The organism is Shinella sp. WSJ-2 (genome assembly GCF_003432075.1).
In the GTDB taxonomy this organism is placed as follows: domain Bacteria; phylum Pseudomonadota; class Alphaproteobacteria; order Rhizobiales; family Rhizobiaceae; genus Shinella.
The window spans coordinates 1-17773 of sequence record NZ_QWBU01000020.1; the positions used below are offsets into that span (position 1 = coordinate 1).

Here is a 17773-nt window from a genome sequence, read left to right on the forward strand (position 1 = left end):
GCTCAGTAACGCCATGTCAATCACTCCACAGCCCTCGCTGAAAACTCGCGAGGGACGGTTGAAACATGGGTCAATTCTCAATGGAAATATCGGGCTATGCCGGGTCAGTTCTCAGTGGCAATCAACAAACAACTTCTTTAATCTCATCGGACATCTCGGCCCTCCAACGCTTGGCGTAATATGCAGTGAAACTGTATATTACGCTCTAGGCTACCTTCGGTGCTTTTGCAACCAGCCTCGATGCTTCCTGCCCACCAGTCTGTACCACGTCCCCAGAGCAAAAGTATCTTCGCTCGCGCAGGTCCTGCGACGATCCGCTTTCTGCGATGGGAACACATGGGGACACAGTGAAAGGCGGTTTGCGCTTCGGGTTAGAACCCGAGCTAACCATGAGAAGCTCGACACCGCGATCGGGGCATTTGAGAACCTTCGTCAGCAGATTTCGCGTCGCGATGGACCGGGTCTTGGATGATGTCTTCTGGCCACAGGATTGGTCTTGACGTCCGACCGCCGTCTCCGATTCGATCGCGCTGGACGCGAAAGATCTGGCTCCGGGGTCCGGCACCCTGTTTCCATGCGCATCGAAGACGCGCTGGCTGGAATTCCAAGGGCATAGACGGTCGAGACACGCCTTTTTCACACCGCGCTAGCGCTGGTGTGGGGTCGAGATTGCGATCATCCACCCGTCCTCTGCCACCGACAACCAAGTCAGAGGAGTAGTCGTCCGGCCGTACGCGCAATTCATCGACGCCGGCTTTCTGGCTATCCGCCGCAGCAATGGAGCGGACAATCAGCTCGCGAAACGCTTCATTGCTGGTTTCTGGGAGTATCACGAAGCGCTGCTCCGAGAAGCAATGACGTCGTGAAACATATTGCGCCGAGTTATTTCCCCGCAGGTGCAAAATCCGCAGGTACCAAATCCAGGGCTGAGAACACAGAGATTTGTAAAGTCACTCAGCGGTCCTTGAATGATCTGAGAATATCGATCAAACGCGGCGCCATCTCGCGGATTTCGGTCAGGTGAATGGCGCTCAGCTGCTCGAGGACGGCGTCTGCCTTTTGCGTCAGCGCCAGGGTCTGCCGTCGGCGGTCGGCAGGGTCGACTTGCCGGATCACGTAGCCGGCGGCCACAAGGCGGCCGACCAGTTCCGTCGAGGAATGCGGCGCGATCATCAGCCGCTCAGCAAGCTTGCCGACCGTCATCGCCTCCCCTCCGCCATGGCCCCGGATTGCCAACAGCGCCTGATGCTGCTGGGCCGGGAGCCCTTCCTGTTGGGCGGCCGACGTGCTGAAATCCATGAAACGGCGGAGCGTGTAGCGTAAATTGGAGAGCGCCTCGTAATCGGCATCGCTCAGCTTGTCTCTCGCCATTTTCCGCACTCCCGCATTCCGCAGCCGTCGCGATTTGGCAGCGGTTTATCCGCCTTAACGCACGAGAGAGCGGCCGACTAGGGCGATCTGCACCCTTCGCCGACTGGCATGTTGATTTATGTCGCATTACGATATATCTGCGGCTACCTCATATGACAGAAATGGACGATGCCATGCAGCAGACGAAGCCGCACCACCGGCCGCACGACTTTACCGGAGGCCTCGCCCGCCGCGAGGCCGGTGACTTCACGACCGACCGGCGCGTGCTGGCGCTGATCGGCATGGCCCTGATCGTCGGCACCGGCGGGGCGCTGGCGGCCAAGCTGCTGGTGAACCTGATCGCCCTCGTCACCAACCTCGTCTGGTTCGGCACGCTGAGCCTGGCGGCCTCCTCTCCGGCCGATGCGCCGCGCTCGCTGTGGATGGTCGCCACCCCGGTTATCGGTGGCCTCGTCATCGGCCTCATGGCGCGGTTCGGCTCGGAAAAAATCCGCGGCCACGGCATTCCCGAAGCCATCGAGGCAATCCTCATCGGTGGAAGCCGCATGTCGCCGAAAGTCGCCATTCTGAAGCCCCTGTCCTCGGCGATTTCCATCGGCACCGGCGGGCCGTTCGGCGCGGAAGGGCCGATCATCATGACCGGCGGAGCCATTGGATCGCTCTTTGCCCAGTTCTTCCACCTGAGCGCTGCCGAGCGCAAGACGCTGCTCGTGGCCGGGGCCGCCGCCGGCATGACCGCGATCTTCGGCTCGCCGATCGCCGCCGTGACGCTTGCCGTCGAACTGCTGCTGTTCGAATGGAAGCCGCGCAGCTTCATCCCCGTCGCCCTTGCCGCCTGTGTTTCGGCTTGCTGGCGTCCCTTTCTGTTCGAGGCGGGTGCACTCTTTCCAAAACAGTTCCACATGGACCTGCCCTGGTGGGGTATCGGCCTCTGCGCCGTCATAGGCATCATCGCCGGCCTGCAATCCGGTCTGCTCACCACGCTGCTCTATCGCATCGAGGACGCCTTCGAGGCCTTGCCGATCCACTGGATGTGGTGCCCGGCGATCGGCGGCCTTGCCGTCGGGCTGGGCGGCCTGATCGAGCCGCGCGCGCTCGGCGTCGGTTACGACATCATCGACGGCCTGCTGAACAACAGCATGCTGCCGCAGGCCGTGCTGATAATCCTGCTGGTGAAGGCTGCGATCTGGTTGATCTCGCTGTCATCTGGCACATCGGGCGGCGTGCTTGCGCCGCTGCTCATTCTCGGCGGCGCGCTCGGCTGGCTGGTCGGCCTCGTTTTTCCCGGCGACCCCGGTTTCTGGGCCCTCATCGGCATGGCCGCGATGATGGGTGGCACGATGCGCGCGCCGCTGACCGGCACCTTCTTTGCCGTGGAACTCACTGGGGACGTTTCGACCCTGCTGCCGCTGCTCGCTGCGACCATTTCCGCCTATGCGGTGACGGTACTTCTCCTGCGCCGGTCGATCCTGACGGAGAAGATCGCCCGGCGCGGCCAGCACATCACCCGCGAATACGGCATCGATCCCTTCGAATATACCCGCGCCTGCGACATCATGATCGCAACGGTAGACACGCTTCCCGCCGAGATGCGCGTCGGCGATGCCTCCGCCTTCTTCGCCACCACCGAACGGACGCACCGCATCTATCCCGTCATCGACGGATCAGGCTGCTTGAAGGGGGTCGTCTCGCGCGGCGATGCCCTGCGCTGGCAACAGGACCCGGCACTCGCCGATCAAAGCCTCGATGAGCGTGTCTCCGACACCTCGGTGCCTGTCGCTCATCCGGAAGACACGATCGGCTATGTCGCCGACCTCATGCTCGCCACCGATGTCGGTCGCATCCCCGTCGTCGATCCTGAAACGGGCCGCCTGCTCGGCCTCGTCGCACGCAAGGACCTTCTGCGGCTTCGTCACGCGGCCAATGCCAGCGAGAATGAGCGTAAACCCTATCTCGGGGCTGGAAAGGCAAGCAGATGAAGCAGATGTGATCCCTTTCGGCTAAAGCTGAGCCGTACCGGCTTTGAAGATCGCATCGACACGCGCGATCCACGAGCAGGCATGATCGAACAGGAGCGCAAAATCGTAACGCCACTCCAGAAGGCGCAACTGCCATGTCCTATCGTCGAAAGCTGAGAAACGGTCATCGAGCTTCTGTTTTAAAGCGAGGAGTTCCCCAATTGCGGCGTAGCGGCTTCCTGGTCCGCCGTATGAGACGAAGCGGCCTGGAGTTGTTGATCCAGTTCGAGAAGTTCGACTTTCAACTTTGCGAAATCTGGAGACATCGCGTCAGTCCTCAATTACGCCTGGATAAATTATATCACATAACGATATAATCTCAGGATCGTTCGTGAAATTCTTGTTGCATAGACGGCGAGACATTGAGCTTCATGCTACGATACACGGACGGCAGAGCGGCTTTCACCGAGCGGCATGGCCGCAGGTGTTCTCAAGATGGAGTGGTGCGACCGCTGCAGGCCGGCAATCAAACAGTGAATCCTACCCTGCGTGGCGGGGAAAGGAAGAGATCACATTTGAAACGCTTGAGCGACTGGCCGACTGATCGGCAAACCTAAGCCTACGCCACTCGACACGGCATCGTTGCCCCTGAAGAATGGAGTGAGAATGGTATCGCTATGCTCTGCTGCGATGCTACGGACTTTACCCTCGATATGGGGCTCATAAGTCGCACCTCGCTTCGAACTTGAAGCGAGCACTTCCAGCGGCATCATTAGGGTAACGTCGGAACTGCGGCACTCACCACAATATAGTATCTAGGGCTCCAAGCCCGCGCACCGGGCTGTGTTTCGAATGTGGGTTTCCATTTGCAACCGAGCGCCCACCGGATCGTTTGCGCTCAGCGCCGCGATTATGCGGCGATGCTCTGCAATGGATTCACGCATGCGAGCGGGATCAGTTATAGGAATGGGTTGTCGTTGCGTCGCTGTCAACTGATCGCGTACCGTCTGGTAGAGTGCACGCAGCATGGCGTTGCTGCAGGCCGATGCGATGATCGCATGGAATTCCAGGTCGGCTTCGACGTTGGCCAATAGATCCTGCTGCGCCCAGCCTTGCTCCATCTGCTGGGTCATTTTTTCCATCTGATCCAGTTGATTTGCCATCAGCCGCCCTGCTGCAAGACTAGCCATCTGCCCTTCCAACATGATCCGGGTCTGGAACACGTCGAAAACCGAATAGCTGTCGGAGTAACGCCAGGGCCCCATGTGATTGGAAGCGGACGGCGGACCACCGGAGACGAATGTTCCCCGTCCCGCCTCGGTCTTCAGCAAACCAAGGGTTTCGAGCGTCAGCAAAGCCTCCCGCAGCGAGGCACGACTGATACCGAATTTTTGCGAGAATTCACGCTGCGAGGGAATTTTCTCTCCCGGCTTGAGGCTGCCGCCCTGAATCATACTCTGGATTTCGCGGGCGACGGATTGGGGCAGCAGGGTCTTGTTTAGCATTGTACGTCTTCCATCTCCCCTGCGATACTCCCGTCCCTGGTCGTCGGAAGGACAATCTCGCATCAAGTCTATTTTATCCAGACCGTCCCTTGCAATTGCCAAACAGGCGTGCTTCCTTGGTCCTACTGGTCTGACCAGTTAGACCAAGCGTAGCCGTTTCATTGCCAAAAAATCAAGGGGAACCTATGAAAGCGCTTACACTCTTTACTTCGACGACCGCCTCCGCTCTGCTTGCCGCGGCAGCGTTCATCACCCCCGCCATAGCCGCCGACCTTACCGTCGGCGCCAATATCGGCAACGTTCCGTGGGAATTCCAGAATGCGTCAGGCGAAACCGTCGGTTTCGAAATTGACCTGATAAACGAGGTCGGCAAGCGGCTGGGCAAGTCGGTTGAGTTCGTCAACGTCCCGTTCAATGGCCTGTTTTCGGCCGTCCAATCCGGCCGCATCAATATGGCGGTATCGTCCATCACTATCACCGACAAACGGCTGCAGTCCGTAACCTTCGCGCAGCCCTACTACGACAGCGACCAGTCCTTGACGGTGACGGCAGCCAGCGGGATTACAGGGCTTTCGGGCATGGAAGGCAAGGTCGTGGGTGTCGACACCGGCTCGACGGGCGACATGTGGGCCACCAACAACGGTTCGCAATACAAGTTCGGCGAAATCCGCAAGTTTGAAGGCCTGTCGCCCGCCATGCTCGACCTCGTTGCCGGTCGCATCGACGGCTACATCAGCGATATCCCAGCGCTGCTCTACTACGTCAAGGATAAGCCGGACCTCAAGGTAGTCGAACGTATCCCTACCGGCGAGAAATATTCGGTCATGTTCAACAAAGACGACCCGCTGGCCAAGGAGGTCAACGACGTGATCTCGACGCTGAAGAAGGAAGGTTTCGTCGCCAAGCTGCATGAAACCTGGTTCGGCGCCAAGGCCGAGGACACCACCTCGACTGTCATGGTGATGGACATGCCGGTCGGCAAGTAAGCCACGCCTCCTCGTGACGGCGGCACGCTGGTGTCGTCGTCAACTCCACAGCGACAGCCGGTGGCTCCATGAATCTGGTCAATACCTTCTTCAATATTCCCATCCTGATCGACACATTCCCGCTTCTGCTATCGGGATTGCTCGTCACACTGGAGATTGGCGTCACCAGCATTGTTGCCGGTCTCGCCGGCGGATTGTTCCTCGCTCTGGTCAGGCTTTATGGACCGGGCCCGGTGCCATTCCTCTCCAAGATCTACATCGACATCTTCCGCTCGATCCCGCTTCTGGTGCTGTTGATCATCGTATACTACGCCCTGCCCTTTGTCGGCATCCGTTTCTCGCCCTTCGTCTCCGCAGTCGTTGCGCTCACGCTTGTCTCTGCCGCATACACCGCGGAAATTTTCCGCGCGGGTATCGAGGCCATCCCACACGGGCAGTTCGAAGCTTCGCAGGCGCTGGGGCTCTCTGGCCGCCACATGATGGTCGACGTCATCCTGCCCCAGGCGATCAAGATCGTCATTCCGCCGTTGACGAACAATTGCATCAACGTCCTGAAGGATACGGCCCTAGCCTCCGTCGTCGCCATGCCCGATCTCCTTAAGCAGGCGACCCAGGCGCAGGCGCTGGCTGCCAACCCCACGCCCCTGATCGGCGCGGCGCTGATCTATGTCGCCTTGCTCTGGCCGCTGGTCGCCATCGTCGCGCGACTGGAAAAACGTTTCGGCAAGGACAAACGCCCATGACCCCCCTCATCAAGATCAGCAATCTAAAAAAAGCCTACGGCGCTTTCACTGTCCTGCACGGCATCGATCTCGATATATCGGAGGGCGAAGTTGTCTGCGTCATTGGTCCCTCCGGGTCTGGAAAATCAACGCTGATACGCTGCATCAACCGCCTGGAGGCTTTTTCCGACGAGAGCAGTATCATCGTGGACGGCGTTACCGTCGGCCCTGGCAAAGCGCTGGCGAAGGTGCGTGCCGAAGTCGGCATGGTTTTTCAGTCATTCAATCTCTTCCCACATCTGACCGTGCTGAAGAACGTTATGCTGGCACCAATGCGGGTGCGCGGTGCAAAACCGGCGGAAGCTGAGCGCAAGGCCCGAGACCTGCTAACCCGGGTCGGGATCGCGACACAGGCCGAAAAGTATCCGGGCAAGCTTTCCGGCGGCCAGCAACAGCGCGTCGCAATCGCCCGCGCATTGGCGATGGAACCCAAGGTCATGCTTTTTGATGAGCCGACCTCCGCACTCGATCCGGAAATGGTCGGTGAGGTGCTGGACGTGATGAAGACCCTCGCCGGCACCGGCGTGACCATGGTCGTCGTCACCCACGAAATGGGTTTTGCCCGCCAGGTGGCCGATCGGGTCATCTTCATGGACGGCGGCCGCATCGTCGAGCAGGGCACGCCCTCCGAAATCTTCGACAATCCCAGAGAAGACCGGACGCGCAGCTTCCTGCGCTCGGTTCTCGATCACTGAATACAAATTGGGTCTGGAGGACCATATGCCGAACCAAAATACATCCGCAAAAGCGGCACTCGACCTCGATTTCGTCCGCAGCCAGTTTCCCGGCCTGTCCCATGGCTGGACATTTTTCGACAATGCCGGCGGGTCACAGATCCTGAAGCGGGCGGTTGAACGGATCAATACCTTCCTCTATGACAAGAATGTCCAGATCGGCGGAAGCTACGAGGTTTCGCAGGCAGCCGCAAAGGCACTCTACGAGGCCCGCACCGCGGCCATGCATCTCGTAAACGCGTCACGGCCGGAAGAAATCGTCTTTGGCAACTCGACGACGGCACTCTTGCAGAACCTCGCCCGCGCGATGGTGAGCCAGCTTGCACGGGGCGACGAGATTATCATTACGATCGCCGATCATGAATCGAACATCGGTCCGTGGGACAGGCTGCGTGACGCCGGCATCGTCATCAAGACGTGGCCGCTCAACAAGGACACGTACACGCTAGACCTTGTCGACCTTGAACCGCTGATGTCGGTCCGCACCAAGCTCGTCTGCGTCACCCACGTTTCCAATATTCTCGGTTCGATCAATCCGGTGCGCGAAATCGCGGATTTCGTTCACGCACGGGGCGCACGCATCTGTGTAGATGCCGTCGCCTATGCGCCGCATCGCGTGGTGGACGTTCAGGCCTTCGACGTCGATTACTACGTCTTCAGCCTCTACAAGACCTACGGTCCGCACTATGCGCTGATGTACGGCAAGTATGACCATCTGCTGGAACTGGATACGCTCTATCACTATTTCTACGGCAAGGACAAAGTGCCGGGCAAACTGGAACCCGGCAATCCGAACTACGAACTTGCCTACGCCACCTGCGGCATTGTCGACTACCTTACCGAAATCGGGGAAATGGCCGGCGAAACCGGTTCCACCCGCGAGAAGATCGTTGCGGCTTATGGTGCGATCACGGCGCAGGAAAACGAACTTGTCGATCGACTGCTAACCTATCTGCGTGGCCGCAATGACTGCCGTATTATCGGTCATAGCGCCAACCGTGACGGCACGCGCATTCCGACGGTCAGCTTTGTCTTCGACGGCCGGGATTCTGCGGAAATCTGCAAGGCAATGGACGTACACCGGATCGCAATCCGGTTCGGCGATTTTCACTCGCGCCGCCTGGCGGAGTACCTCGATCTCACCGAGAACAATGGCATGGTCCGGGTCTCGATGGTTCACTACAACACGATCGATGAAATCGACCGGATGACGAAGGCGCTGGATACGATCCTCGCATCGTCCGCCGGCTCCGCGACTGCCGCCTGAGAACCGGAAGAGCGCAGCATGTCCTTCGATACGATCATCCGGAACGGCACCGTCGTTACCGCCAGCGATACCTTCCGATGCGATGTCGGCATTCGCAATGGCCGCATCACCGCAATGGCCGATAACCTTAGTGATGCGGACGAGATCATCGATGCCAGTGGCCTCTATGTGATGCCTGGTGGTATCGACAGCCATGTGCACTTAGCGCAGCCATCCGGCGACGGGATCGTCATGGCCGACGATTTCGCGAGCGGCACGCTCTCGGCAGCCTTTGGCGGAAATACGACGGTCATGCCATTCTGCCTGCAGGAAAAAGGATCAACGCTGCGGGAGGCGCTCAAGGCGTATCACGCAAAAGCGGAGGGCGAGTGCTACGTCGATGTCAGCTTCCATATCATCGTCACCGACCCGACGAGTCATGTACTCGGGCAGGAACTGCCAGCCCTCGTGGAGGATGGATACACGTCGATCAAGGTTTTCATGACCTACGAGAACCTTCGTCTGCGCGACGATGAAATCCTGGCGACCCTGGACAGTGCCAGGACATCCGGCGCGTTGGTCATGGTCCATTGCGAAAACGAGGACGCAATCCGATTCCTGATCGGCCGTCACGAAGCGAATGGCGAGTTTGCTGCAAAATATCATGCGACAAGCCGCCCGGTCGCCGCCGAGCGGGAGGCGACGCATCGTGCTCTCTCCCTGGCGGAGATCGTCGATACGCCGATCGTCATCGTCCATGTATCGAACCGGCAGGCGATGGAGGAAATCCAACGCGCGAGGGCACGCGGTAGCAAGGTGGCGGGTGAGACCTGCCCGCAATACCTTATGCTCACGGCTGACGACCTCGATGCCACGGAATTGGAGGGCGCGAAATTCGTCTGCTCGCCACCGCCACGCGACGAGGAAAGCCAGATTGCCTGCTGGGAGGGCCTGCAAAACGGGACGTTCGATCTATTCTCATCCGACCACTGCCCCTTTCGCTACGATGATGACTCGGGCAAGCTCAATGAAAAGGGCAAGCGAAACTTCCGATGGATCCCCAACGGCATTCCCGGCGTGGAAACGCGGCTGCCGATCCTGTTTTCGGAAGGCGTCAACAAGGGGCGCATCGATCTCAACCGGTTCGTCGCCTTGTCTTCCACCAATCATGCCAAGCTGTATGGCCTCTATCCACGCAAGGGCACGGTCGCGATCGGCTCCGATGCAGATATTGCGCTGTGGGACCCGAAAAAATCGGTCGTCATCACGAACGAGATCCTTCACCACGGCGCTGACTACACACCCTATGAAGGACTTGCGATTACCGGTTGGCCGGTGCGCGTGATGGTCCGCGGAAAGACGGTGATCGACGGAGACGCCCTCGTCGCACAGAAGGGTCTGGGCGATTACTTGGCACGAGCACGTTCACCGTTGTCTAACTGATAATTCACAACACTGGCTCCGGTCCGGGAGGTTTATGGTTTGCGAGAAGTCCTATACCCGTCCATATCTTCAGTGCTTCTCGCTCTTGAACTTAGTCGAACCGTCCGCCCAGACCCTTTGCGAAGGAGTTGAAGGCGCTTCAAAGACTTGGTCTGGCGAGAGTGTTCAGGGTCGGGCGGCAGCGTGACTGTCCGTTGATGTCGCGAAACCTAGCATCAGCGGACTTTGTCGCTCCCCCGACCAGTCCGGGTACAGGCGCCGAGTTCAGTCTCCCAAGCACGCTCCACGTCGCGCCCACAGACGGTCCGATACTTCGTCAGCTTCTGCGGCGAACGCATCCGCTGCAGACAGCCCAACACAATCACCGAATGCTAAACGGAAAATATTTTGCGTTAATGGTGTCGTAGATGTCGTTGGACTGTATCGTCTCGAGCGCGGCATTGAACTTGGCGAGCAACTGTCTGTCGGAAGGCCGCAACGCGATGCCGGCTCCATCGCCGAAATATTCGGCGTCCTTGATATCGCCGCCCAGGAACTCGCAGCAGCTTCCCGCCCGAGTATTGGCCAGCCAGTCATAGACCGCAAGCTTGTCTTCCATGATGATGTCGACATCTCCGTCGGCCAAGCCTTTGTACAGGTCTGGCGAAGCCTTAAACACCGTCTTTGAGACATCCCCATAAAACTTCTGGGCATACGCCTCCTGGGAGGTGCCGGAAGTGACGCCGAGCTTCAGGTCCTTGAGGTCATCCGGCGCGGTCCCTGCAATGCCGGCTCCCTTACGGGAGATGAAAATTGATGGGCTGTCGTAGTATTTCTGGGTGAACGAGACCTTCTCGCGCCGCTCGGCGCTCATCGACATTGACGAGATGATGGCATCGTAGCGTTTGTCCAGAAGGCTGGGGATCATCGTCGTCCATTCCTGGATGACGAACTCGCATTTCAGCTTTGCCGTCTCACAGAGTGCCTTGGCGATCTCGACGTCGAAGCCCTGGAGCTGGTTTGCCGAGTCCAGATAGTTGAAAGGCGGGAATGCGCCCTCGACGGCGATCCGGATCGTATCGTTCTCGGAGGCCGAGATGGCCCTGGGCTGGCTGAAGGAGGCAATGGAGACCATGCAGGCCAGCGCCAGAATTTTCCGTCTGTCAAGAGAGTTCAATCGCAGCATGTCGGCCCTTCATGTGGAAGACGCTCCAGCAGAGACGCGTCTGGCGGCTGTTGCACACCACTACTCAACAACAAAAAGATTAAAGAGCTGGACGTGTTGAGCGCGCAATTTTGCAACAGTTTGGAAAGCCTTTCGTAAACAATCAGGTGCAGGATCGGGATGATTTTCGGAGACGATTGTGTGTCGGGCCAAGCAGCAACCAGGAGAACGGCTGACAAACGTCCCGGGATAACCTCAGGCTCGATATTGCTGCTGCTTGCCATCAGTGGATTAGCAATTCTCGGGCTGGTTTTTCTGGCAGCGATCTGGGCCGGCTCCGAGAGTGATGCCGCCGCCCTTGATCGACAGCGCCACCTCGTTAACGACCGGCTCGAAGACCAGGTAAAACGGGTGTCGCAGGAGATCCAGATGATCGGCGCAGGCTACGCGTCGTTCCTTGCGGCAGACCCTGCTGTTCTCGAAGAGAAAATCATCGGTCCAAACCGCGGCAGCGGCGCGTCATCCGCCGAGACCTTCGGCAAGATCGCGACGACAGCGTTTGGCTATAACGCCGCTTTCCTGGTCACGTCGTCAGGGGAGCTTGCGCTAAATGCAGACGCGGAAACGGCGCGGCGCTTCAAGTGGGTGCGCCCCCTGCTCCAGCCTCTAATCCACGACCTGGAAACCGATCAGCCGCAGCCATCGACATCGGCTGCGAAACCGAGCCGGGTACAGCTAATGCGGCTTGAAGGCCGTCCTTCGGTTGCTGGCGTCGTGTCGATAAAGGGCGCTTCACCAGCCGGTGCCCATGAGCACGGTCAGGGCGCCCAGTTCTATCTCGTCGTCTTCCGCTTCCTTGACGGCGCCACTCTCGACACGATCAGCCGTGAGCAAGGGCTGGCAGGCGCGCGCTATGCCCGCACCGCTGACCAGGAGCACAACGAGGTTGCCTTCCAGATCGCGGCGACAGGATCCGGCGAACCGATCGGGTTTATCATCTGGGAGCCGGATCTTCCTGGCTCGCGGGTGATCGGCCGTCTCGTTCCGGTGCTCTCCATTGCCGGGCTCATCATTGCCGGCCTGTTCTTTGCGCTAATGGGACGATTGCGCAAAAGCCTGAGGGAACTCAGCGCCAGCGAGCACCATGCGCGGCATCTGTCGGTGCACGACGTTCTGACCGGTCTTCCTAATCGAGCACTGTTTGCAGTCCATCTTGTGCAATGCCTCCCGGATCTTGCGCCGCTTCGTAGACGCGCCGTGATCGCATTGATCGATCTCGACAAGTTCAAGGAGGTCAACGACAGCTACGGGCATGCCGCCGGCGACGAGCTCCTGCGTGCAGCTGTCGGTCGAATGAGCGCGCTGATCAAGCCCGGCGATACTCTCTCAAGGTTCGGCGGCGACGAATTTGCCCTTCTTCTTCCTGACCTCGACGAGGCAGATAATGTCTATCTGGCGATCTGTAACGGCATCATCGACGAGTTGAGCAAGCCATTTCAGCTCAACACCGGCGATGCCGCCGTTCGCATCGGATGTTCAATTGGTATCGTTGTCATCCAGGATGCGTCCCATCCAACCAACGAGCTCCTGCGACGCGCCGACGTTGCGCTTTATGAGGCCAAGTCCAGCGGGCGGGGGCGGCTGGTCGAGTATGATCCTTGCCTGGACCATCGGGTCGAGGCCCGGGAAAATCTTAAAAATGATCTTCGCCTGCTCCTGGAACAGACCGGCGAGGATCCCGGCCTCCAAGTGCGTCCGTCTGCGGCCCATGTCGGCCGGCTGGAGGTATATTATCAGGGCGTCTATCATGGCGATGGCAGCGGACGCCTTTCAGGCGCCGAAGCGCTGGTGCGCTGGCATCACCCGACGCTGGGTCTATTGTCGCCGGACAAATTCATTCCGATCGCCGAAGAAAGCGGCGTGATCCTCCGGCTCGGCGAATGGGTCCTTCGCGACGCGGCGCAGTCGGCCGCAAGCTGGCCGGCCGCGCTGTCGCTTTCGGTCAACGTGTCCCCGTCGCAGATCCGTCATCGCGGCTTCGAAAGCCATGTCCTGTCAATCCTGTCGGAGGCCGGCCTGCGGCCTTCGCGGCTTGAGCTGGAACTCACGGAGGCCGCCTTGTTCGACATTGACGAAAGAGGCCAGGCGACCCTCGGCGTGCTCCGGTCGCATGGAATTCGGATTGCGCTCGATGACTTCGGCACCGGCTTCTCCTCTCTCAGCCATCTCATTCAGTTCAACATCGACCGCATCAAGATCGACCGATCTTTCGTGAGCCTGCTCGGCACCAAAGCCGAGGGTGCAGCCATCGTATCCGCCATTCTCGGACTTAGCCGCACCCTCGGCAAGGCCACTACGGCCGAAGGAATAGAGACTGAGGGCCAGAAAGACTTCCTGGTCGCTGCGGGATGCAGCGATCTGCAGGGCTACCTGCTCTCCCGTCCCGTACCCTTGAGCGAATTTCGGAAAAAGATTGACGGCGTTCAAGTCGCTGAGGACCGCGCTACGATGAACGTCGCCGCGCAAACAGTAAGCGCTTGAGCGCCGAAGGCAAGTGGGGACTTACCGTCCACCAGTGACAGCCCAGTTTCGAGACGGAAGCTCCTCTTCGGCGGCGGCCGTCAGTTCGAGATAGTTCCGGTTCAATCGCGGTCAATCAAAACCACTGCCACGCCATCCGAAAGCAGGCGTAGGCACCAATGCCAATGACCAATAGCAAAGCAATCTTACGAGCCATGACGCGCTACCGCTGGGGTGTCCGTCGTCGAATGATCTGAGACTTTTGGGACTTCCGAAGATTGGAGTTTCCGGCTCGGTTTGCGGGTTGATTTAAGCTGCTTTGGCGTGGTGGTTCAAGCGACGCTGTCTGATGGTGTCTCGTTTGATCCTTTCGCGTTCGAGCAGGATGGTCTGGCCGCGCCCGAAGTAGACGTCAGCCGGGGTGAGATTGTCGAGGCTCTCGTGGTATCGGCGATGGTTGTAATGGTCGACGAAGGCCGCGATCTGGGCTTCGAGGTCTTCCCGGAAGAAGTAGTTTTCGAGCAGGATGCGGTTCTTCAGCGTCTGGTGCCAGCGTTCGATCTTGCCCTGCGTTTGCGGATGGCCGGGAGCGCCATGGACCTGCTCGATCTTGTATTTTTCCAGCCATTCGCCGAGATCGGAGGCGACGTAAGACGGACCGTTGTCGGACAGAAGGCGGGGCCGGTGTTCGACCTTGACGCGGTAGCAGCCCGACGCGGCAAGGGCCAGGTCGAGTGTGTCGGTGACGTCGTCCACCTTCATGGTCGTGCACAGCTTCCAAGCGACGATGTAGCGTGAGAAGTCGTCGAGCACGGTAGACAGATAGAACCAGCCCCAGCCGATGACCTTCAGATAGGTGAAGTCGGTCTGCCACATCTCGTTCGGGCGGGTGGTCTTGTCCTTGAATTCGTCGCTGGCCTTGATGACGATGTAGGCTGGCGACGTGATCAGGTCATGCGTCTTGAGCAGGCGATAGACCGAAGCCTCTGACACGAAATAGCTTTCCGTGTCGGTGAACTTCACCGCCAGCTCGCGCGGCGACAGATCGGCATGGTCCAGCGCCATGGTGATGATGCGGTCCCGGATGTCATCGGGAATGCGATTCCAGACCCGTGACGGTGCGGACGTCCGGTCCTCCAGGCCTTCGACGCCGTGGGTCAGGAACCGGTCATACCAACGGTAGAAGGTCGGCCGTGGAATGCCCAGCTTGTCGAGGGTCTGCCTGGCGGGCAGATGCGACTGCTCGACGAGCCGGATGATCTCAAGCTTCTCGGCGGCGGGATATCTCATTCTTCGTCGCCCCCATCCCCGATCATGCTTTTTTTGAGCATGCGGTTTTCCAGGGTGAGATCGGCCAGCGCCTCCTTTCAGGTCGCGGCTCTCCCGGCGCAGTGCCTTCACCTCGTCGCTGGTCGCCGAGCGGGCGGTGTCCCCTGCGAGCCGCTTCTTGCCCGCTTCGAGAAATTCCTTCGACCAGCTATAGTAGAGGCTCTCGGCGATCCCCTCGCGGCGGCAGATCGCGGCAATGCTGTCCTCACCGCGCAGACCGTCCAGCACGATGCGGATTTTATCCTCTGCCGAGTGGTGCTTGCGCGTGGCGCGGCGGATGTCCTTGATGACCTGTTCGGCCGCCGGCTTCTGCGGCCCGGATTTTTGTCTCATCTTCGCTTCCTTTGAATGAGCTACGATGAGCCGAAAATCCTCTCTTCTCGATTAAGCCACTTCTGTCTCAAAGGCGCTGATCCGGAACAAGCTCTCGACAGCCTCCTTAAGCAGCCCTTCAGACAGGTTTGGGTTGGTTGATAGCCGCGGGCCTGATCGGCTTCGTCGTTTGGCGTCTTGCCCAGTCGATCGGCAATGCCGACAACCATAACCATGACGCGAAGGGGACGGCGATCAGGATCAGCCTGTTGGGAAGCGCGCTCGCCTATATCGGTCTCACCTATTATGCGATCGACCGTGTCGCCGGTCTTGGCGGCGAGAGTGACGGGGGCGGCGAAAAGGGGCTGGCCGAATGGATCATGTCTCAACCCGCGGGACAGTGGCTTGCCAGCGCCATTGGGATCGGCTTTATTATCGGTGGCATCGTGACGATCGCCAAGGGCGTGTTGCGAGTCTACGAGAAGTACCTCTCGCCAAAGGCGCGCGACAGCAAGCCGATCATGTTCGCATGCGTATATGGCCTCGCGGCTCGAGGCGTTTTGTTTGTCATCGTCGGGGGCTTCTTCTGCTATGCGGCCTTCATGGTGTCGCCCGAACAGGCCGGAAGTCTCGCGGATGCACTAAACTCGCTTCATGGTCTGCCGTTCGGTGGCGTTCTCTATACGACGGTAGCAATCGGGCTGGCATCCTTCGGGGCCTATAATCTGATCCAAGCGCGCTACCGTATAGTACGAGAACCGTCTGTGACGCGCGAAATCAATAATGCCGCGAAGATATGAGCTCTTGATGGGAATCGAACCGTCGACCCGCAAATTCCCCAAGCTAGTTCGCCGCCTGCGTTCAACATCAGGTCCGATTGACGCTTGCAGAAGAGTACGGCTGCAGCTACATTACTGGATATATATCCGGAGGATCTGATGTCTAGCTCTCAGACACGTGCAATTCAAAATTATAGGAGCCGCTTGGGCGACCGCGGCCTTGCTCGCTTCGAGGTGCTCGGGCGGGATAGCGATCGGAGCCTTATCAGATCACTGGCACGCAGGTTAGCAGAAGATGGCCCGGAAGCAGCCAGTTTGCGTGCTGTTGTAAGCGAAACACTTGCCGGAGAGCCGCCTAAAAGAGGTGGTATCCTTGCAGCTCTCCGCAGATCGCCCCTCGTTGGAGCAGAACTCGAAATCTCACGTTCACGCGAAGAAGGTCGAGAGATCGATTTATAATGCGTTATCTGCTCGACACGAACATTCTCAGCAATATTACAAAGCCCGAACCGTCAGAATCGCTATTAAAGTGGATGGCCGAGCAAGCTGACGCTGACTTATTTATCGCATCGCTCACCATCGCTGAAATTCACCGCGGAATTCTGGAGAAGCCGGCGGGCAAGAAGCGTTTCGCTCTCGAAGCGTGGTTTGCCGGTAGTGAGGGGCCACGCGCACTATTTGCGGGCCGCATACTTTCATTCGATGAGAAGGCAGCGCTCATCTGGGGCGAGTTAATGGCACAAGGAAAGGCGGCGGGCCGTCCAAGAAGTGCATTGGACACGATTGTCGCGGCCATTGCCCAGGCCAATAGCTGTATTGTTGTGACCGACAATGAGCGGGATTTTCACGGGGTAGAAATAATCAACCCCCTCCGGCAAACCGCAATCTAAAACGGCCGGCAGTTTTTAAGCTCTTGAACGGATATGAACCAAAAACCCCTACTTTAACCAACGCAGACCCTAAAATGTCATTGAGCCATGTGCGCTTGCAACTGCCTTGCGCAGATCCCCGATGGCATCACTCGATGCCGCGGGCAGCTCCTGGCCCTCGAGATCCTTTGGCATCTTCCAGCCTGGTTCGACGCCCTCCATATTCGGCAGTTCATGGGCAATGCCCTTGTGGCAGTCGATACAGGTCGCCTTGCCCGGCAGGAGATACTTCGAGTGGATGTCGGCGGCCCGTTGCGTCTGCTTGGTGAAGTCCATCGCCGCGGCGGAATGGCAATTGCGGCATTCAAGGCTGTCATTCGCCTTCAGGCGCGCCCATTCGTGCTTGGCCAGCTCCAACCGCTTGTCGAGGAATTTTTCACGGGTGTTGATCGTGCCGAAGATCTTGCCCCAGACCTCCTTCGAGGCCTGCATCTTGCGGGCGATCTTGTCGGTCCACTGGTGCGGCACATGGCAATCCGGGCAGGAGGCGCGCACGCCGGAGCGATTGGTGAAATGCACCGTATTGGTCAGCTCCTGATAAACGTTGTCTTTCATCTCGTGACAGGAGGTGCAGAATTTTTCCGTATTGGTCAGTTCCAGCGCCGTGTTGAACGCGCCCCAGAACATCACGCCGCCGACGAAGCCGCCGAGCGTCAGGAAGGCGAGGCTGAGCGTTGCCGCCGGCGTCGTCAGAATAGTCCAGACCCAGAGCAGGATTGCCTTGATGCTCGCCAT

Annotated in this window: 15 protein-coding genes; 10 read left to right on the forward strand and 5 right to left on the reverse strand. The window is 59.0% G+C overall.

Annotated elements, in window-relative coordinates; all coding sequences use genetic code 11:
• Positions 1 to 954 precede the first annotated feature (954 nt).
• Positions 955 to 1371, reverse strand: coding sequence for a MarR family transcriptional regulator (locus D0Y60_RS23345; RefSeq protein ID WP_117372348.1), 417 nt, complete (start codon positions 1369 to 1371; stop codon positions 955 to 957).
• A gap of 173 nt (positions 1372 to 1544) precedes the next feature.
• On the opposite strand from D0Y60_RS23345, the gene D0Y60_RS23350 reads away from it, so the two are divergent.
• The gene (locus D0Y60_RS23350) at positions 1545 to 3350 is read left to right on the forward strand and encodes a chloride channel protein (protein WP_117372419.1); all 1806 of its coding nucleotides are present in this window, start codon (positions 1545 to 1547) and stop codon (positions 3348 to 3350) included.
• A 794-nt stretch (positions 3351 to 4144) separates the two neighbouring features.
• Here the strand turns inward: D0Y60_RS23350 and D0Y60_RS23355 are convergent.
• Positions 4145 to 4834, reverse strand: coding sequence for an FCD domain-containing protein (locus tag D0Y60_RS23355; RefSeq protein WP_117372349.1), 690 nt, complete (start codon positions 4832 to 4834; stop codon positions 4145 to 4147).
• A gap of 185 nt (positions 4835 to 5019) precedes the next feature.
• Here D0Y60_RS23355 and D0Y60_RS23360 point away from each other — a divergent pair, with 185 nt between their 5' ends.
• From D0Y60_RS23360 to hydA, 5 genes are all read left to right on the forward strand, one after another.
• On the forward strand, positions 5020 to 5820 hold the full coding sequence (locus D0Y60_RS23360; protein ID WP_117372350.1) for an ABC transporter substrate-binding protein: 801 nt from the start codon (positions 5020 to 5022) through the stop codon (positions 5818 to 5820).
• Between the two features lie 68 nt (positions 5821 to 5888).
• A complete protein-coding gene (locus D0Y60_RS23365) occupies positions 5889 to 6563 on the forward strand; it encodes an amino acid ABC transporter permease (RefSeq protein WP_117372351.1) in 675 nt (224 codons plus the stop codon).
• Positions 6560 to 7297, forward strand: a complete 738-nt coding sequence (locus tag D0Y60_RS23370) for an amino acid ABC transporter ATP-binding protein (RefSeq protein WP_117372352.1) — start codon at positions 6560 to 6562, stop codon at positions 7295 to 7297. The genes D0Y60_RS23365 and D0Y60_RS23370 overlap by 4 nt, the downstream gene beginning before the upstream one ends.
• Before the next feature lie 25 nt (positions 7298 to 7322).
• Entirely contained in the window at positions 7323 to 8603 is a 1281-nt protein-coding gene (locus tag D0Y60_RS23375; RefSeq protein WP_117372353.1) for a cysteine desulfurase-like protein, read from the forward strand.
• An 18-nt stretch (positions 8604 to 8621) separates the two neighbouring features.
• Entirely contained in the window at positions 8622 to 10025 is a 1404-nt protein-coding gene (hydA, locus tag D0Y60_RS23380) for a dihydropyrimidinase (RefSeq protein WP_117372355.1), read from the forward strand.
• 361 nt (positions 10026 to 10386) lie between these two features.
• On the opposite strand, the gene D0Y60_RS23385 is transcribed toward hydA, so the two are convergent.
• Entirely contained in the window at positions 10387 to 11139 is a 753-nt protein-coding gene (locus tag D0Y60_RS23385) for a transporter substrate-binding domain-containing protein (RefSeq protein ID WP_245409289.1), read from the reverse strand.
• A gap of 297 nt (positions 11140 to 11436) precedes the next feature.
• Here D0Y60_RS23385 and D0Y60_RS23390 point away from each other — a divergent pair, with 297 nt between their 5' ends.
• Entirely contained in the window at positions 11437 to 13710 is a 2274-nt protein-coding gene (locus D0Y60_RS23390) for an EAL domain-containing protein (RefSeq protein ID WP_245409285.1), read from the forward strand.
• Positions 13711 to 13998: 288 nt separating this feature from the next.
• Here the strand turns inward: D0Y60_RS23390 and D0Y60_RS23395 are convergent, their stop codons facing one another.
• Positions 13999 to 15351 (reverse strand): IS3 family transposase, encoded by a 1353-nt coding sequence (locus D0Y60_RS23395; protein WP_245409286.1) that lies wholly within the window; start codon positions 15349 to 15351, stop codon positions 13999 to 14001.
• Between the two features lie 137 nt (positions 15352 to 15488).
• Between D0Y60_RS23395 and D0Y60_RS23400 the strand changes: the two genes are divergently transcribed.
• From D0Y60_RS23400 to D0Y60_RS23410, 3 genes are all read left to right on the forward strand, one after another.
• Positions 15489 to 16130 carry a DUF1206 domain-containing protein gene (locus D0Y60_RS23400; RefSeq protein WP_158565543.1) on the forward strand — a complete coding sequence of 214 codons (642 nt, stop codon included), beginning with the start codon at positions 15489 to 15491 and terminating at the stop codon, positions 16128 to 16130.
• A gap of 138 nt (positions 16131 to 16268) precedes the next feature.
• Positions 16269 to 16568, forward strand: a complete 300-nt coding sequence (locus D0Y60_RS25185; protein WP_117372359.1) for a hypothetical protein — start codon at positions 16269 to 16271, stop codon at positions 16566 to 16568.
• A complete protein-coding gene (locus D0Y60_RS23410) occupies positions 16568 to 16999 on the forward strand; it encodes a type II toxin-antitoxin system VapC family toxin (RefSeq protein WP_117372360.1) in 432 nt (143 codons plus the stop codon). The genes D0Y60_RS25185 and D0Y60_RS23410 overlap by 1 nt, the downstream gene beginning before the upstream one ends.
• A 69-nt stretch (positions 17000 to 17068) precedes the next feature.
• Here the strand turns inward: D0Y60_RS23410 and D0Y60_RS23415 are convergent, their stop codons facing one another.
• Positions 17069 to 17773 (reverse strand): cytochrome c3 family protein, encoded by a 705-nt coding sequence (locus D0Y60_RS23415; RefSeq protein WP_117372421.1) that lies wholly within the window; start codon positions 17771 to 17773, stop codon positions 17069 to 17071.

Excerpts from the sequence above, each read along its gene's own strand:
- D0Y60_RS23375 (WP_117372353.1), top strand. The coding sequence starts at position 7,323 with ATGCCGAACCAAAATACATCCGCAAAAGCGGCACTCGACCTCGATTTC.
- D0Y60_RS23350 (WP_117372419.1), top strand. The coding sequence starts at position 1,545 with ATGCAGCAGACGAAGCCGCACCACCGGCCGCACGACTTTACCGGAGGC.
- D0Y60_RS23415 (WP_117372421.1), bottom strand. The coding sequence starts at position 17,773 with ATGGCGAGCATCAAGGCAATCCTGCTCTGGGTCTGGACTATTCTGACG.
- hydA (WP_117372355.1), top strand. The coding sequence starts at position 8,622 with ATGTCCTTCGATACGATCATCCGGAACGGCACCGTCGTTACCGCCAGC.
- D0Y60_RS23365 (WP_117372351.1), top strand. The coding sequence starts at position 5,889 with ATGAATCTGGTCAATACCTTCTTCAATATTCCCATCCTGATCGACACA.
- D0Y60_RS23355 (WP_117372349.1), bottom strand. The coding sequence starts at position 4,834 with ATGCTAAACAAGACCCTGCTGCCCCAATCCGTCGCCCGCGAAATCCAG.
- D0Y60_RS23410 (WP_117372360.1), top strand. The coding sequence starts at position 16,568 with ATGCGTTATCTGCTCGACACGAACATTCTCAGCAATATTACAAAGCCC.
- D0Y60_RS23360 (WP_117372350.1), top strand. The coding sequence starts at position 5,020 with ATGAAAGCGCTTACACTCTTTACTTCGACGACCGCCTCCGCTCTGCTT.
- D0Y60_RS23345 (WP_117372348.1), bottom strand. The coding sequence starts at position 1,371 with ATGGCGAGAGACAAGCTGAGCGATGCCGATTACGAGGCGCTCTCCAAT.
- D0Y60_RS23370 (WP_117372352.1), top strand. The coding sequence starts at position 6,560 with ATGACCCCCCTCATCAAGATCAGCAATCTAAAAAAAGCCTACGGCGCT.
- D0Y60_RS25185 (WP_117372359.1), top strand. The coding sequence starts at position 16,269 with ATGTCTAGCTCTCAGACACGTGCAATTCAAAATTATAGGAGCCGCTTG.
- D0Y60_RS23395 (WP_245409286.1), bottom strand. The coding sequence starts at position 15,351 with ATGAGACAAAAATCCGGGCCGCAGAAGCCGGCGGCCGAACAGGTCATC.
- D0Y60_RS23385 (WP_245409289.1), bottom strand. The coding sequence starts at position 11,139 with ATGGTCTCCATTGCCTCCTTCAGCCAGCCCAGGGCCATCTCGGCCTCC.